Source organism: Rhodospirillum centenum SW (assembly GCF_000016185.1).
Lineage (GTDB): Bacteria > Pseudomonadota > Alphaproteobacteria > Azospirillales > Azospirillaceae > Rhodocista > Rhodocista centena.
The window spans coordinates 16,940-32,435 of sequence record NC_011420.2; the positions used below are offsets into that span (position 1 = coordinate 16,940).

Annotated in this window: 15 protein-coding genes and 1 tRNA gene; 9 read left to right on the forward strand and 7 right to left on the reverse strand. The window is 66.9% G+C overall.

Features of this window, described 5'->3' with window-relative positions:
• Nucleotides 1-17: 17 nt before the first annotated feature.
• On the reverse strand, nucleotides 18-2,309 hold the full coding sequence (locus tag RC1_RS00075; protein ID WP_012565269.1) for a TonB-dependent receptor: 2,292 nt from the start codon (nucleotides 2,307-2,309) through the stop codon (nucleotides 18-20).
• 331 nt (nucleotides 2,310-2,640) lie between these two features.
• Between RC1_RS00075 and RC1_RS00080 the strand changes: the two genes are divergently transcribed.
• Nucleotides 2,641-3,786 carry a PQQ-dependent sugar dehydrogenase gene (locus tag RC1_RS00080; protein ID WP_012565270.1) on the forward strand — a complete coding sequence of 382 codons (1,146 nt, stop codon included), beginning with the start codon at nucleotides 2,641-2,643 and terminating at the stop codon, nucleotides 3,784-3,786.
• 145 nt (nucleotides 3,787-3,931) lie between these two features.
• Entirely contained in the window at nucleotides 3,932-5,386 is a 1,455-nt protein-coding gene (gene gatB, locus RC1_RS00085) for an Asp-tRNA(Asn)/Glu-tRNA(Gln) amidotransferase subunit GatB (protein WP_012565271.1), read from the forward strand.
• A gap of 105 nt (nucleotides 5,387-5,491) precedes the next feature.
• Here gatB and RC1_RS00090 read toward each other — a convergent pair whose 3' ends face one another.
• Nucleotides 5,492-6,187, reverse strand: coding sequence for a DUF3313 family protein (locus tag RC1_RS00090; protein ID WP_012565272.1), 696 nt, complete (start codon nucleotides 6,185-6,187; stop codon nucleotides 5,492-5,494).
• A 315-nt stretch (nucleotides 6,188-6,502) separates the two neighbouring features.
• Between RC1_RS00090 and RC1_RS00095 the strand changes: the two genes are divergently transcribed.
• Nucleotides 6,503-6,594: transfer RNA gene (locus RC1_RS00095), tRNA-Ser, on the forward strand.
• A 370-nt stretch (nucleotides 6,595-6,964) separates the two neighbouring features.
• Here RC1_RS00095 and RC1_RS21925 read toward each other — a convergent pair.
• Nucleotides 6,965-7,168 (reverse strand): hypothetical protein, encoded by a 204-nt coding sequence (locus RC1_RS21925; RefSeq protein WP_012565273.1) that lies wholly within the window; start codon nucleotides 7,166-7,168, stop codon nucleotides 6,965-6,967.
• A gap of 433 nt (nucleotides 7,169-7,601) precedes the next feature.
• Here RC1_RS21925 and RC1_RS00105 point away from each other — a divergent pair, with 433 nt between their 5' ends.
• Together RC1_RS00105 and RC1_RS00110 are read left to right on the forward strand one after the other, a co-directional pair.
• Entirely contained in the window at nucleotides 7,602-8,366 is a 765-nt protein-coding gene (locus RC1_RS00105) for a YaaW family protein (RefSeq protein WP_012565274.1), read from the forward strand.
• A 9-nt stretch (nucleotides 8,367-8,375) separates the two neighbouring features.
• Nucleotides 8,376-9,299 (forward strand): hypothetical protein, encoded by a 924-nt coding sequence (locus RC1_RS00110; RefSeq protein WP_012565275.1) that lies wholly within the window; start codon nucleotides 8,376-8,378, stop codon nucleotides 9,297-9,299.
• A gap of 161 nt (nucleotides 9,300-9,460) precedes the next feature.
• Here the strand turns inward: RC1_RS00110 and RC1_RS00115 are convergent, their stop codons facing one another.
• Genes RC1_RS00115 through RC1_RS21270 form a run of 4 tightly spaced genes read right to left on the reverse strand, consistent with a single transcriptional unit; the run spans nucleotide 9,461 to nucleotide 11,884 of the window.
• Nucleotides 9,461-9,850, reverse strand: coding sequence for a hypothetical protein (locus RC1_RS00115; protein ID WP_012565276.1), 390 nt, complete (start codon nucleotides 9,848-9,850; stop codon nucleotides 9,461-9,463).
• Entirely contained in the window at nucleotides 9,847-11,187 is a 1,341-nt protein-coding gene (locus RC1_RS00120) for a recombinase family protein (RefSeq protein WP_012565277.1), read from the reverse strand. Before RC1_RS00120 ends, RC1_RS00115 begins: the two co-directional genes overlap by 4 nt.
• Nucleotides 11,184-11,696, reverse strand: a complete 513-nt coding sequence (locus RC1_RS00125) for a DUF2924 domain-containing protein (protein WP_234703808.1) — start codon at nucleotides 11,694-11,696, stop codon at nucleotides 11,184-11,186. Before RC1_RS00125 ends, RC1_RS00120 begins: the two co-directional genes overlap by 4 nt.
• On the reverse strand, nucleotides 11,693-11,884 hold the full coding sequence (locus tag RC1_RS21270) for a hypothetical protein (RefSeq protein ID WP_012565279.1): 192 nt from the start codon (nucleotides 11,882-11,884) through the stop codon (nucleotides 11,693-11,695). Before RC1_RS21270 ends, RC1_RS00125 begins: the two co-directional genes overlap by 4 nt.
• 316 nt (nucleotides 11,885-12,200) lie before the next feature.
• Between RC1_RS21270 and RC1_RS00130 the strand changes: the two genes are divergently transcribed.
• The 4 genes from RC1_RS00130 to RC1_RS00145 all read left to right on the forward strand — a co-directional run bounded on the left by RC1_RS00130 (nucleotide 12,201) and on the right by RC1_RS00145 (nucleotide 15,475).
• The gene (locus RC1_RS00130) at nucleotides 12,201-12,524 is read left to right on the forward strand and encodes a helix-turn-helix domain-containing protein (RefSeq protein WP_012565280.1); all 324 of its coding nucleotides are present in this window, start codon (nucleotides 12,201-12,203) and stop codon (nucleotides 12,522-12,524) included.
• 20 nt (nucleotides 12,525-12,544) lie between these two features.
• The gene (locus RC1_RS00135) at nucleotides 12,545-13,255 is read left to right on the forward strand and encodes an ImmA/IrrE family metallo-endopeptidase (protein WP_202795555.1); all 711 of its coding nucleotides are present in this window, start codon (nucleotides 12,545-12,547) and stop codon (nucleotides 13,253-13,255) included.
• Between the two features lie 113 nt (nucleotides 13,256-13,368).
• Nucleotides 13,369-14,535, forward strand: a complete 1,167-nt coding sequence (locus RC1_RS00140; protein ID WP_012565282.1) for a hypothetical protein — start codon at nucleotides 13,369-13,371, stop codon at nucleotides 14,533-14,535.
• On the forward strand, nucleotides 14,528-15,475 hold the full coding sequence (locus RC1_RS00145; RefSeq protein WP_041785020.1) for a hypothetical protein: 948 nt from the start codon (nucleotides 14,528-14,530) through the stop codon (nucleotides 15,473-15,475). The genes RC1_RS00140 and RC1_RS00145 overlap by 8 nt, the downstream gene beginning before the upstream one ends.
• Nucleotides 15,476-15,496: the final 21 nt, after the last annotated feature.

Consider the following 15,496-nt stretch of genomic DNA (forward strand, 5'->3'; position numbering starts at 1 on the left):
GGCGCCCCGGGTGGGGGTCAGAAGGACTTGCGCAGCGTCACGAAGAACTGCTGCGGCGCCCCGGCCAGCAGGGTCTGGAAGGTGCCGTCCGGGTCCGCGTTGGTGAAGCCGTTCGACCCGATGGTGGAGACGTATTCCTTGTCGAACAGGTTCGTCACGTTGGCCTGCACCTCCAGCCCGTCCAGCCAGCCGGAGCCGGAGAAGCGGTAGCCGAGACTCAGGTCCACCAGCGTGTAGGACGGGACCGACCCGTTGTTCAGGTAGGTGTAGTAGCGCTTGCCGGTGTGCGAGACGCCGACCGTGCCGAACAGGTCCCCGTCGTCATAGGCCAGCTCGCCCTTGGCCATGAACTCCGGCGTGTCGGTCGCCTTCTTGTCCTTGGTCGCGGCCGTGATCACGCCGTTGGCGTCCAGCACGTTGTCGTCATACGTGCTGTCATTGTAGGTCAGCGAGCCGAACACCGACCAGTTCTCGACGAACTCCCAGGTGGCGGCGGCTTCCACGCCCTTCGTCGTCACGCTGCCGACATTCTGAAGCGCCGTCGGGTTGCCGACGATGCCGGCCCCGAGCGAGAGGGTCAGCAGGCGGTCGTCGAACTTCACGTAATAGCCGGTCACGCTGCCTTGCAGGGTATCGATACGGAAGCGCCAGCCCAGCTCGACGGTCTGCGACGTCTCCGGCTCCAGGCTGTCGCGGATGGCGGCGAAGCCTTCCGGCGTCGTGGAGAAGGGGCCGCTGGTGGCGGCAGAGACGAAGGCGCGGATGTTCTCCGTGTAGGAGGCGAACAGCTCCTGATCCTCGGTGAGCGCGAGCCTGGCGCTGACCTGCGGCAGGAAGCTGTCCTTCGCCTCGATCGTGCCGCTGCGCTGCGGGCCGGTGACGGTGTCGGCCTCGTTCTCGACCTTCACGGCCTTGAACCCGCCGTTCAGGGTCAGCATGTCGGTGACCGCCCAGGTATCGGCGATGTAGAGCTGTCGTGTCGTGGTGGTGAAGTCGTAGTCCCACTGCGTATAGAAGGGCGAACTCTGGAACTGGGTCGAGCTGCGCTGCGGGGCCGCCCGGTCCAGCCCGTAGAAGCGCCGGGCCTGGGAGAAGTCGTTGTCCTCGTACCAGCCGCCGGCCTCGATCCGGTGATCCCCCAGATCGGCCGTGAGGCGACCGATCACGCCGTAGCGCTCGATGTCGTACTCGGTGGTGCGGATGGAGATGGGGCCGCCGCCCGGCGTCGGCACATAGGGCGTGAACCACACACCCTGGCCCTCGTTCCTGTGGCCGTACCCGGTGGCCGAGACGGACAGGATGCTGCCCAGCGGATAGTCCAGCGTGACGGCGCCCAGCGTGTCCTTGCGCAGGCCGGCGGCGTCGTAATAGGCGTCGTCCAGGGTCCGGACCGGCGCGGGATAGACGGTGCCGGCGGCCGGATTGCTGACCGGGGCGCCGCTGTCGCCGCGGTTGTTGCCGATGTCGGCCACCTGCAGGGCCAGGTTCCAGTTCTTGGCGAAATTGTCCCAGTCGTAGCCCAGACGGCCGATCATCGAGCGCGACAGGTCCTGGTAGTCGTTCTCGCGCCGGTCGGACCAGTTGATCCAGCCGGTGATCGTCCCCTCGCCGACCGGCTGCACGATCTTGGCATTCATCTGCTGCTGCTTCTGGATGCCGTCGCCCTTCCACTTGTCGGACCACTGGCCGGCATAGCTGGCATAGGCCCGTGTGCCGGTCGCCAGCGCCCCTGTCTCCAGCCGGACATAGGCGCGGCGGGTGGAATCCCCGCCCGCCGTCAGGGCGGTGGAGATCCCGGCCTCCTCCGACGGATCGCGCGAGACGAACTGCAACGTGCCGCCCAGATTGCTGGTGGAGGCGGTGCCAATGGCGCCCGCCCCCTGTGCGACGACCACCCGGTCCAGATTCTCCGAGATCACGGCGCGGCTGACATGCAGGCCGTTATGGGCGCCGTAGCTCATGTCCCCCAGCGGCACCTCGTCCAGCGTGAAGCCGAGCTGGTTCTGGTTGAAGCCACGGATGCTGATGCGCGCCGACCATTCGTAGGCGCCGAACGGATCGGCCGACTGGAAGCTGACGCCGGGCAGCTTCTCGATGGCCTTCAGCGGGCTGGTGCCGGGGGCGGTGAGCTGCAGCGTGGCCGCGGTGACAGACTGCACCTGGCGGGTCTCGCCACGGCCGTAGATCACGATCTCTTCCAGCGCCGGCGTTTCCGCCACCTGGGTCTGGGCCTGGGCCGGCAGGCCGATGCCCAGGCTGGACAGGGCCGTGCCGGCCAGGACGCGCCCCAGGAAACGATGACGATGCATATGACCTCCCCCTCTCGATCCGTGCCCTTCCGGGCAACCGTGGTGATCCGCGAGGGGCGGTAGCACAGGGATTTTTCAGACCGCATACGGTTCCGTTGCGGAAATATTATGCCGAGAGAAGAGTACTATTGTGTTGCAGACGGGCGACGCCGGGGCGTGAACACCTCCCGCGGACATCCGAGACCAGCTTGCCGTGGCGCCGTTCGCCCCCATTTCTGCCGCACACAGAAGATCAGGGGAGGACGGGATGCGTCATCGGGCAGCGGGACTGATGCGGGCAGGAGAGATGTGGGCCGGACGGGGACGTGCCGGACTTGTCCGGGCGTGTCTCGTGGCCGTGGGGCTGGCCGCGGTCGGCCCGGTCCTCGGCGTTCCGGTATCCGCCGGCGCCCTGGCGGCCCCGCGGGAGTTCAACGCCTGGCCGGCCCCCGCCGCGCGGCAGGCGGTCAAGGTCACCACCGTCGTGGACGGGCTGGACCACCCCTGGAGCGTCGCCTTCCTGCCCGACGGACGCCTGCTGGTCACCGAGCGTACCGGCCGGCTGCGCACCGTGCAGGAGGGGCGCCTGCTGCCTGAGCCGGTGGCCGGCCTGCCGCCCATCGAGGAGGTGGGGCAGGGCGGTCTGCTGGAGGTGGCGCTGCACCCCGACCATGCGCGCAACCGCCTTGTCTACATCTCCTATGCCGAGCCCGATCCGTCGGGGCGCGGCCACCGCACCGCCATCGCCCGCTTCCGTGACGGCAACGGCACGGCGGAAGGCTTCGAGGTGCTGTACCGCGGCACCAGCGACCGCACGCGCCACCATTTCGGCAGCCGGATCGTCTTCGGCACGGACGGCAAGCTCTATTTCAGCATCGGCGACCGCGGCACGGACAAGCGGGCGCAGGACCCGGCCGACAGCTCCGGCAGCATCCTGCGCCTGAACGATGACGGCAGCATCCCCGGGGACAATCCCTTCGTCGGCAGGCCCGGTCATCTGCCCGAGCTGTACAGCATGGGCAACCGCAATCCGCAGGGGCTGGCGGTGCAGCCGGGCACCGGCCTGATCTGGGAATCGGAGCACGGCCCCCAGGGCGGGGACGAGATCAACATCATCCGCGCCGGCGCGAACTACGGCTGGCCCGTCATCACCTACGGCCGGACCTACGGCCTCGGCCTGCCGATCGGGGAGGGCACGGAGAAGCCGGGGATGGTGCAGCCGGAACTCTACTTCGTGCCGTCGCTGGCGCTCGCGGGCATGACCTTCTACACGGGCGACGCGCTGCCGGCCTGGAAGGGCGACCTGATCGTCGCCCTGCTGGGCGGCGGTCTCGTCCGCCTGGACGTGGAAGACGACCGCGTGGTCGCCGCCGAGCGCCTGCTGGAGGAGGAGCTGGGACGCACCCGCCATGTGGCGCAGGGGCCGGACGGTGCGCTCTACGCCCTGGTGGACGAGCCGGCGCCCGGCGGCAGGCTGGTCCGCATCGATCCGCAGTGAGATGCGGTGCGCGCTCACCGGACGGGCGGCCGCATGGCTCCGGCAGCGGGGGGCGCCGGGCTGACGCCGCGGTTCCGCTTGCCCTCGCAGCCGATTCCGGCCAAAACCGGCAGAGTGGTTTTCGGCAGCGAAGAGTGTCGGCAAGATGGCTTACCTGATTCAGGGCGAGACGGGCGAGTGGGAGATCGTGATCGGGCTGGAGGTCCATGCCCAGGTCATCTCCAACGCAAAGCTGTTCAGCGGGGCCGCGACGGCCTTCGGTGCCGCGCCCAACAGCCAGGTCAGCTTCGTCGATGCGGCCTTTCCGGGCATGCTCCCGGTCATCAACGAGGTCTGCGTCGAGCAGGCGGTGAAGACGGGGCTGGGGCTGAAGGCGCAGATCAACCTGCGCTCGGTCTTCGACCGCAAGAACTACTTCTATGCCGACCTGCCAGCCGGCTACCAGATCAGCCAGTTCCAGCAGCCGGTCGTCGGCAACGGCACCATCGTGCTGGATCTGGCCGACGGTTCGACCCGCGAGGTCGGCATCGAGCGTCTGCATCTGGAGATCGACGCGGGCAAGTCCCTGCACGACCAGCATCCGTCCAAGACCTATGTCGATCTGAACCGGGCCGGTGTGGCGCTGATGGAGATCGTCTCCAAGCCCGACATGCGCAGCCCGGAGGAGGCGGCCGCCTATCTGCGCAAGCTGCGCACGATCCTGCGCTACCTGGGCACCTGCGACGGCAACATGGAAGAGGGCTCCATGCGCTGCGACGTCAACGTCTCGGTGCGCAAGGTGGGCCAGCCCTACGGCACCCGGACGGAGACGAAGAACGTCAACTCCATCCGCTACGTGCAGCAGGCCATCGAGTACGAGGCGCAGCGTCAGGTCGAACTGATCGAGGGCGGCGGGACGGTGGTGCAGGAGACGCGGCTGTGGGACCCGAACAAGGGTGAAACCCGCTCCATGCGCTCCAAGGAGGAGGCGCACGACTACCGCTACTTCCCCGATCCCGACCTGCTGCCGCTGGAGATCGAGCAGTCCTGGGTGGACCGGATCAAGGAGACCCTGCCGGAACTGCCGGACGACAAGAAGGCCCGCTTCATGGCGGATTACGGCCTGTCCGCCTATGATGCCGGCATCCTGGTCGCCGAGCGCGCCCGTGCCGACTTCTACGAGACGGTGGCGAAGGGACGCGATCCCAAGCTGGCCGCCAACTACGTGATCGGCGACCTGCTCGGCGCGCTCAACAAGACCGGCCGGGACATCACCGAATCGCCGATCGCGGCGGACGATCTGGGCGGGCTGATCGATCTGGTGACCGACGGCACCATCTCCGGCCGCATCGCCAAGGACGTTTTCGCGGAGATGCTGGAGACGGGTGAGAAGCCGTCCCTCATCGTCGAGAAGAAGGGGCTGCGGCAGGTCACCGACACCGGCGCCATCGACAAGGCCATCGACGAGGTGATGGCCGCGAACGCCGACAAGGTGGCGGAGTTCCGCTCGGGCAAGGAGAAGCTGTTCGGCTTCTTCGTCGGTCAGGTGATGCGCGCCACCCAGGGCAAGGCGAACCCCGCCCTGGTGAACGAGATCCTGGCCACCAAGCTCAAGGGCTGACGGGGCGCGGGCGGCTCCGCCCGCCCGAGCAGGCCCGACCATGAGAAACCCCGCCCGGCCTGTGCCGGGCGGGGTTCGTCGTTCCGGGGAACCCTTTCCGGCGGATCAGCCCTGGCCGCTGCCGCCCGTGACGGCGGAGGCGATCTGTGCCGCCCAGCGCCGGATGAAGCGGTCGGCATCGCCGTACTGCGTCGTCGCATGGAGATTCTGACCGAGCGGCTGGCCCGTGTCCGAGTCGGCGAAGACGGCGACCACCTCGCCCGTCATGGCATCCGTCAGCACCGCCTGGAAAGCCGCCTCGCCCACGCCGTAGGTGCGGTGGATGATGCCGCCGCGCCCGTCCTGCCGTTCCGGGAAGACGGGGCTGTTCGGTACGAATTCCGTGATCAGGAGGCTCAGCCGGAGCACGCCCGGCCCCGGCTGCGCGGCAAGCGCCCTGGCGCCGAACTCCTGCTCCAGCTTCTCCCGGAAGTAGCTGCGGGCATGCTCGGCATCGCGTTCCGTCAGGGCCAGATCCTCATGCCGGCGGGTGACGGACAGCCCGATGGGGTCGATCAGGACCCGGTCATAGCGCGACAGGTCCGTGCCGGGGCGCACAGAGAAGATGTCCATGCCGCTCAGCGGGCGCTGTTCCAGGCCCTGGAGGGGCAGCTCGGGTACCGGCGGGGCGCCGCGGACATCCTGGCTGGCCACCTTGGCGACGGCCGGCGCCGCCACCGCGAGCGCGACCAGGACAACGGCCGCGAAGCGGACGGCCGCAGGCCGGAAGAACGCGGGAGCCTGGACCGCGGTGTCCTGCACGGCGGCTGACCGGCCTGACAGGAACCGGCCTGACAGGGACCGGCGTGACGGAGACCGGCGGGAAGGGAAAAGATCTGGGTGCATGGCGGACCTCCTCGGGACCTGTGAAACCGCCCCATTCCGCGGCCCCGCCCTTCACCGCAGCCGGTGATGCCGGGACCGCTCCTGAGCAGCCGGCCACCCCGTCCGGCGGGTCCGGAATCGAATTCCGGACCTTTCTCTAGGATGGGGCGCGCCAGCAGCGTTGACAAGGTCGTCGGCGCCGCTTAGAAACCGGGTCTCGCCACGCCCGGAGGCTTCTCCGGCGCGCCGGCAGGAGGGGTGGCCGAGCGGCTGAAGGCAACGGTTTGCTAAACCGTCATACGGGGAAACTCGTATCGTGGGTTCGAATCCCATCCCCTCCGCCACTACCCCGGTACCGACCAGACCATGGGCCGCTCAAGCGGCCTTTTTTCTTTTTGGGTCAAAGGGGTTTAGCGCCTGCGGTTTTACCGTGGAGTAGCGGTGGCAGTGCCCCGTGAGCCGGATTCGGCGTCTCCGTCTCCAACCGCATTTACCGGCCGGCAAAAGGTATTGGCTCAGGAACACGAGATAATTTGCCGTTTCACAGAGAAACGACGGCTTCACTTCATGCAGTTGGAAGCCCCAATCGCAATACTACTAAAATAGATGTAAATTATGATCCGCCTGCGCATTTGTTATTAACTCCATGCTTTCTCGGATATTTGTGCGAACGGTCGCGAAATAATCGGTTATCGCGAGTGTGGGTGGCCGTCCTTATTCTTCGAACACCATGCCCGGCTGCTCGACCCAGGGCGCCAGCGCCTTCGCCGCCAGCCGCTCCAGAGACAGGGCGCACGGGCGCCGGTGGATCAGCAGGTGCTCCAGCACTTCCGGCGACAGGTAGGCCAGCCGCAGGAACCGGCTAACGAAGGGCACCGTGACGGCCTCGGCGTCGGCGATGTCCCTTAGCGTCGCCACCTTGCCGCGGCCCAGGCGGCGGCGCCAGTTCCAGGCGTGGGGATGGCTCGCAGCAGGCGCGAACAGGTACCTGTCGTTCAGAAAGCGCCTCGATGTCGGCCGGCGAGATGATGCGGGGCCGGCCGTTGCGGCGCCTGACCGTGAGCGGGATGACGACGCGGATGGTCTCGGGTGCGGAACTCATGCGACGGGCTCCGGGGTGCGCAGGGTGAGAATCTCGCGCACCACTGCGCCGAGGCCGGCGGTGCGCTGGTCACCTCGTGCTCGAGCTGGGCGAGAAGCTCAACAGGGTGTTGAGCAGAGATTGATAGGTCATGGTGAGTCGGGCCGAGGAAGGAGGCGAGCACCCTGAGCGGCATCCAATGATTGATAATACGGCATGATGAGTGTTTAATCAGGCGGCGCATCGCCACGATCTGCAGGATGAAAGCGGATGCCCATCGGCGACAACGAATTCGAGACAGTGGCCAAAGGCGACCTTCCCGCCCTCCTCGCGTCTTCCTCGGACGACGACCTGGATTTCCTTGTCTCGTACATCCTCAACGCGAGCACCGAGTCGCTTTCGTCCAAGGACGAGTACAAGAGGCACCGCCCCAAGCATTCGCGCTACACCGACCTGATCGCGGCGGAGATCCGGGAGTTTGGAGGCAACACGTTCGCCAACTTGTTCCGCGGCGAGGGCCCCTTCTACGCCGAGGTGGTTGTCGACGTCTGCGAGCAGCTCAAGGTCAAACCAGGCGGGGACGTCGTCGAGAACGAGAAGAAGATCCTCATGAAGATCGTTGAGGACTCCTGGGAAAAGCTGTCCCCGGAGAAGCGGGAGGAGTTCCTGGACGAGATCAGGAAGGCGGGCCACAAGGGCGCGTCCCTGTCGGCCGCCATGCCCCTTTCGGTGATCATGGCCCAGTTGAGCGTCCGCCTCGCAGGGTTCATGGCCTACCGGATGGCGATGGTCGCCGCCAACGCGGTCGCCAGGCAGGTGCTCGGACGCGGGCTGGCTCTCGCGGTCAACGCCGGCCTTGCCAGGGCGATCGGCGCGTTCGCAGGTCCCATAGGATGGATCGTCACCGGACTGTGGACCGCGATCGACCTCGCCGGTCCCGCCTACCGGGTCACCATTCCCTGCGTGATCCACGTCGCCTACCTGAGGCAGAAACTTCTGTTCGAGGCCCTCGCCGCCTCGGCCGACTTCGAGTGAGGCGCTGCAATGGCGATGCTGGAAATCCTCTTCGACCTCCCCGAGGAAATCATTAGGGGGCTCGCTGACGGGACCCTCAAGCGGAAGGGCGGCGTCATCTACAACTCGGACGGCGGTGTGGTGATGTGGCTGAAGGAGACGGGGACGGCGATGCAGAGCCAAGCCGCCAGCACCCCGCTCCCTCCCGAGCTGGCCTCTCAGCTCCAGTCCCTCCAGGGTCTAATGGGACTGCAGATCGGCTTGCAGGCGCTCACCCTAGGCGTGACGGTCGCAGGCTTCGTCATACTGGCGAAAAAGATGGATGCGATCGGCCGCAAACTCGACCAGATCGCAGCCGCCATCGACGACTTGACGGACGAGGTGCAGTGGCAACGCACGGTCCGCGACGTCGAACGCTCCGCCGATCTGCTCGGCGCCCTTGAACATGCCCAGTGGGCTGAGCTGAACGGCGAGCTTGGAGAGTTGAAGGGACTCAGAAAGGAGTTCTCCCAGAGCCATGTAAAGTACGCAATGCTGATGCGAAGCATGGACGCCGAGCGGCGGGCGCACCTTCACCCGGACGTGTACCTGTCGTTCTACAGGCACAGCGCCATGGCAGGGATGGCGAAGATCCGGTGCGACTGGCTGCTGACCGGAGCGGAAACTGCGCTCGCCTCTCACCACGAGCTCGCATCCATGCTTTCGTCCGCGAAGGAAGAGTTCCTGGCCCCCATGCGGACATTCGACGCATCCCGCCTCATCAACATCTCCCCCGCGGCCATGGCGCCTTTGAAGGAAATGGCTCGGTCCCTCGCTGAAGAGGGGCACCGGGTCGTCTCCCATCGGAGCGAGATTGAATGGTGCCGCGACAAGGGCCTTCCGCTCGCCGAGTGGGAGTTGCTCGGCAGGGACGTACAGGACCGGGCGGTCGTGTTCATCAGGCCGACGGCCTAGCGGGCGCAGTGAAGGCCGCCGCTTTCGGCGTTCACAGGTCTTAACCCCCAGCGCAATCGCACCGCATCCAGGTTTACCCCGGAGACCTCTATAGCGCAGCCGCGAATGCGGCTGCGCTATAGAGCGAAAAGCGTCAGCTTTGCTGTGCCGGCTGAACCAATTCACTCATCGAACACGGTATCCCGCTGCTCGACCCAGGGCGCCAGGGCCGCCGCCGCCAGACGGTCCAGAGATAAGACGCAGGGGCACCGGTGGATCAGCAGGTGCTCCAGCACTTCCGGCGACAGGTAGGCCAGCCGCAGGAACCGGCTGATGAAGGGCACCGTGACGCCCTCAGCCACAGCGACGTCCTTCAGGGTCGCCGCCTCGCCGCGGTCCAGGCGGCGGCGCCAGTCCCAGGCGCGGGCGATGGCGCGCAGCAGTCGGGGATCGGGTGTGGCCCCCTCCGACGCCGCTTCGATGTTGGCAGGCGGCAGTATGCGGGGACGGCCGTTGCGGCGCTTGACCGCGAGCGGAATGACGACGCGGATGGTCTCGGGTGCGGAACTCATGCGACGGCCTCCGGGGTGCGCGGGGTTAGCATCTCGCGCACCACCGAGCCGAGTCCGGCGGTGCGCAGGTCGACGGCGATGCCGTCGGCGGTGACGGTGACCCGGTCGACCAGCAACCGCACCAGACGGGCCTGTTCGGCCGGGAACAAGGCGGACCAGACCTCGTCGAACCGGTCGAGGGCGGTGACCACGTCATGCTCCGTCACGCCGGCGTCGTCCCGGCGGGCTGCGGCCACGGTCTGCGCCACGATCTCGGGCGTCCGGACGAGGCGGCGCACTTCCCGCACCACAGCGTTCTCGACCATCTCCGCCGGCAGCCGCTGGGGTGCCGTGGACTCCGTGCCGGACATCCGCCCGCGGATGACATCCATCGAGGCGTAGTAGCGATAGAGCCGGCTGCCCTTCTTCGTGGCGGTCGGCGTCATGGCCGTGCCCGTCGGGCCGAAGATCAGGCCCTTCAGCAGGGCGGGCGTCTGCGTCCGCGTGGCGGCGGCGCGCGAGCGCGGACTTTCCTGCAGGATGCCGTGGACCCTATTCCACAGATCCTGATCGATGATCGCCGCATGCTCACCGGGGTAGGACGTGCCCTTGTGGACCGCCTCGCCGAGATAGACCCGGTTATTCAGCAGTTTGTAGAGAAAGCCCTTGTCGACCGGCTTGCCGCGCTTGGTGACGACGCCCTCGGCGGCCAGTTGCGCCACCAGGGTGGTGGCCGATCCAAGCTGGACGAAGCGCTCGAAGATCATGCGGATGGTGGCGGATTCGGCCTCGTTCACCACCAGCTTGCGGTCTTTCACGTCATAGCCGGTGGGCACGTAGCCGCCCATCCACATGCCGCGCGCCCGCGAGGCGGCGAACTTGTCGCGGATGCGCTCGCCGATCACCTCGCGCTCGAACTGGGCGAAGCTGAGCAGGATGTTGAGCGTCAGCCGGCCCATCGAGGTGGTGGTGTTGAAGCTCTGGGTCACCGAGACGAAGGTGACGCCGTGGCGGTCGAACACCTCGACCAGCCGAGCGAAATCCATCAGGGCGCGGGACAGCCGGTCGATCTTATAGACCACCACCACGTCCACCAGCCCGGCCTCGATATCGGCGAGCAGGCGTTGCAGGGCCGGGCGCTCCAGCGTGCCGCCGGAGAAGCCGCCGTCGTCGAAGCGGTCGCGCAGCGCCACCCAGCCCTCAGCCTTCTGGCTGGCGATGAAGGACTCGCAGGCCTCGCGCTGGGCGTCGAGGCTGTTGAACTCCATGTCCAGACCTTCCTCGCTCGACTTGCGGGTGTAGATGGCGCAGCGCAGCCGACGCTGGACCGGGGTCGCCGGCGTGCTCGTCCGCCTCATGGCTTGTCCCTCCCGATCTCGCGCAGGCCGAAGAACCGCCAGCCGTTCCAGCGCGTGCCGGTAATGGCGCGGGCGATGGCCGACAGTGACTTGTATTTCCGCCCCTCGAACTCGAAGCCGTCACGCAGGACGGTGACGGTGTGCTCGACGCCGTCCCATTCGCGCACCAGCCGCGTGCCGGCGACCGGCTTCCGGGGATCGGCGATCAGCGCCTTGCGGCCCGGCTTGCCGTGCAGTTCGTCGGCCAGCGCGTCCAGCAGCCGGACAGTCTCCCGCGACGGCCCGCCATAGCTGAGTTCCTGGATGCGCCAGGCCAGCCGCATCTCCAGGAAGGGCCGGCTGTTGTTGGGCGCGTCGGCGCCGAACAGGCGGCGCCATTCCGCCTTCATCTCATTGACGGTCATTTCTTTCAGCGCCGCCAGCCGCGCCAGGACCGTGGCGTCCCGATCCTTGTCGGCGCCGGGGCGCGGTGGTCCGCCCGCCTGTTTTAGTGCTTCCGCCCGCATCATCGTCCTCCAGCCTGGGAGCGTGGTTCGCGACCACCACCGCGCTGTGTGGGCGGGAAGTCCAGGCGAATGTCTCCGCCGCGGATGCGCAGAAGGCCGGCGGCGAGCAGCCGGCCGACCTCGGCCAACCGCTCCTCCGCCGTCATGCGGTCGGGGGCGAGGGCGTTGGGGCCGCTGAGGGGTTTGTCCATGGAGATTGTCCGCAATCGATGTCGATTGCGCGGACGGTACGGATGGGTGTTGAAAAATAGAAGTAAAGTCAGATGCTTATCGTGGTGGGGCGTAGAAGAAGGAAACGGTGCGGGACGGCACCGCCCGGCCGTGACCGACGGACTGCCTCCTGAACGGTACTCCCGCCAAGGCATGGGGCTTCACCGCTCGTGTTGGTCTCGGCGGGTCCGGTGCGACTGTCGCACCACCCCGTCCTTGACCTTGCTGAGTCAACCCTATACGTCAATCAGCGAAACGACGTGCAGTGAGGCCGGGACGCCACTCGATGAGATCGCTATGACCCAGACCCCGACGACCTTCGGACAGGCAATTGCTCAGGCTCGGAAGGCCAAAGGCCTCAGCCAGAAGGAACTGGCGGCGCGCATCGTCAAGGACGAAGGCGGAAATATCTCGCCGCAATACCTGAACGACATCGAACATGATCGTCGGAGCCCGTCCTCCGATCATCTGATACGGCAGTTCGCGGCGGAACTCGGCATGGACGACAACATCCTGTTCATCCTGGCCGGGAAAATTCCTGACGAGACCCGGCGCAACGTGAAGGATTTGATGAAGGCCGCCGATGCCTTCATGAACTTCCGGCGCGACGCATCCAACTGACGGCGGGCCGCATGGTGAGGATGGTTCGCGACACGACGGGACGATTTGCCGAGCGGCCCCACTACGCGCCCGACGAACTCGACCGGGAGTGCGAGCGGATCGTGACCCGGCTGCTGCGGGGCCGCCGCAGCGAATCCCTTTATCCGATCACCACGGATGAGCTCACGATCCTGATCGAGCAGAACAATGCTGGACTGGATGCGTACGCCGACCTGTCCGACTTTGGTGCCGACGTGGAGGGCGTCACCATCTTCCATCCGGATCGGGACCCCGAAATCCTGATCTCCGACCGCCTCGCCAACGACGAGCGCCGGGAGAACCGGCTGCGCACGACGCTGGCGCATGAATTCGGCCATCTTCACTTCCATCGGCATCTGTGGGCGGACAAGCTCGCCGCACGCCGCCTGTTCGATCGGCTGAGCCGCGACAACAAGGCCATCTGCAAGCGTGACACCATCCTGAATGCTCGCGATGTCGATTGGATGGAGTGGCAGGCCGGCTATGTCAGTGGGGCGATCCTGATGCCGCTGACGGCGGTCCGCCGTCTGGTGTCGGACTATTGCGGACCTCGGAACCTCCATGCGGCCGTATCCGTCGCCTCGGAGCACGGACGGCAGATCGTGGCCCACGTCATGGAGACGTTCCAGGTGTCCGAGGATGCCGCCCGGGTGCGGCTGCTCAAACTGGGCCAACTGACCGCCTCGGACCGGCAGCCGTCGCTGTTCGGGTAAACACCCGCTAATCCGCGGAACTGCGTATTTTTTCGATTGACTCCGATCGATAGGCCTATATACGCTCTTTAGCAGATTGACGTGCTGCGCGCGTCGCTGCCAAGGAGCTACTCATGCCGTCCGTTACCACCATCGTCCGCAAGACCCCCGCCAGCAATCTCCGTCAGTACTTCGACGCACGGGGGATCGTTCTCCCCCCGGCCGTCAACTGGGACGGTCCCGAAGGTGAGATCGTCCGCCCGCTGCTGCGCGCGGTCGATGAACTGGATCCGGAGACCCGCGCGCGCATCGCCAACGATGTCGAGCGGGTCGGCGAGATGGCCGACGAGGCCGGCGATGCCGCCCTCTACAGCGTCGCCCCTGACACAGGGTACCTGGACGCGCTCCCCAACGCCCATGCGCGCGCCCTCTGGATGTTCGTCAACGAGGCGGAGCTGTTCCGCCGCGCCGAGGAGGTCCGCTACACCGACGATCGCCGCCGTGGCCGGATGTGGGACGGGTTCGTCGGCGCCCCGAACCTGGAGGTCCGCCGGGATGCCGCGGCACTCGAGGTGTTCAAAGACGCCGTGCGCCAGCGCTTCGAATCGCCGAACGTTCAGGTCGACGTGTTCGACCGGCACCGCCCGACTTTCGATGGCGACGACCGCAACGTGGTCCAGGGGACGGTGTACCGGGAAGGCCGTCCGGACGATTTCCTGGAGTTCGTGGACGGCGCGCTGGACCGGCGTCCCCGCCGGCCGGTGTTCGAGGCGGCGCTGACCTACGAGCCGGAAACCGGGGTGATCGAGGTGGTCGCGAGGGACCGCGAGAGCCGGCCCGATCTCGTCCGCCTCTTCGCCCGCGACCTGCTGGCGACCGAGTTCCACGAGGAGAGGCTGCCGCTGCGCCGGTTCGACCTGTCGGTTCTGACCTGCCCCTGCACGTTCGATAGCGATCCCGAGGACGAGATCGCGGCGGTGCGCGTGAACCACCTGCGGCTGATGCCGTTCGACACCAACGGCGAGCGGATCACGCTGGAGTGCATGCGGGGCGCCGACACCAACATCTGGGAGATGGCGGCCCGGCGGCTGGGGGACGCCGATCCCCTGCAGGGTGGCTGGACCGTGACGCAGGCGAAACTGACCATCCGGTTCCATCCCGAACCCGGCTCGAACCGCGGCAAGACCCTGCCGCTGACCATCACCATGCCGCACGGGTGCGACCTGAAGGACCGAACCGAGCGCGAGCGCCTGATCGGCGAGAAGTATCTCCGGCGCTGGGGCATCGTCCGCGATGTCTGACCGGCCGCCACAGGTCGACCGCCGTGCGGTCGACCTGCTCCTCCAGATCCTGGAGACCCCCGGTGCTTCCGTGACGGCGGCGGCCATTGAGACCCTCGGTCCCGACTTGGCCGCGCCACTCATCGGAGCGGGTTTGCTGAAGCCGGCGGGGCATGAGGCGACAGCGGTCTCAATGAGCGACCACGATGATGTTCCGGTGAACCTTACCCGATCGGCGGAAAACCGAGGATACGGCTACTTCAGCCCGACGGCGGGGTGGATCACCGTACCCACCGAACTGAGGACTCGGCATCGGGTAGACATTCCGATGTTCATGGCGCAGTTGCTGGCCTCCCTCGACCGGAGGTCGGCCGGTACGGTGCCGCTCATTCCTGAACTCTTGTGGGAGGTCGGAGACGTTCGCCTCGGTCGCAGACCTCAGCGGGTGCCCTTGTGGTTCGCGCGCCGACTCCATGATCAGGCCGTATGGCGGCAGGTCAAGGGCGTGGCCCAGGCCCGACCCGCGCCCGGTCTTCGCGTGTTGCTCACCAGCACCGCATTCCGCCGCGTTCCGGACGAGGGGGTGGCGGGACACGAGATCATCTCCGTACCGGATGTGATCGATCACAACGCCGGAGTCGCCCTTCACCCGGAGATCCTGGCGGCCCGTGTCGGTGGCAGGGACCATCGGAGCGATGGTCCTCTGGCCCACACCGCGGACTTCACGGTCGTCACCGTTCATGGCAAGGACTACCCCTTCCGCGGCGCCAAGCAGCGGGATCTTGTCCGTCAGCTTGTGGACGCGTTTCAGCGTGGCGCCCCGCGGTGCCTGACAGCAAAAGTCCTGGAAGAGGCCAATTACAACAGCTCGGTCAATACGATCGCCAAGGCCTTCTCGGGAAGGGATGACTGGCGGGAGTTCATCGCCGAGGACGGCGGATCCTGTTGGATATTCACCTGAGCTTGCTCTCAGACGGCCGCC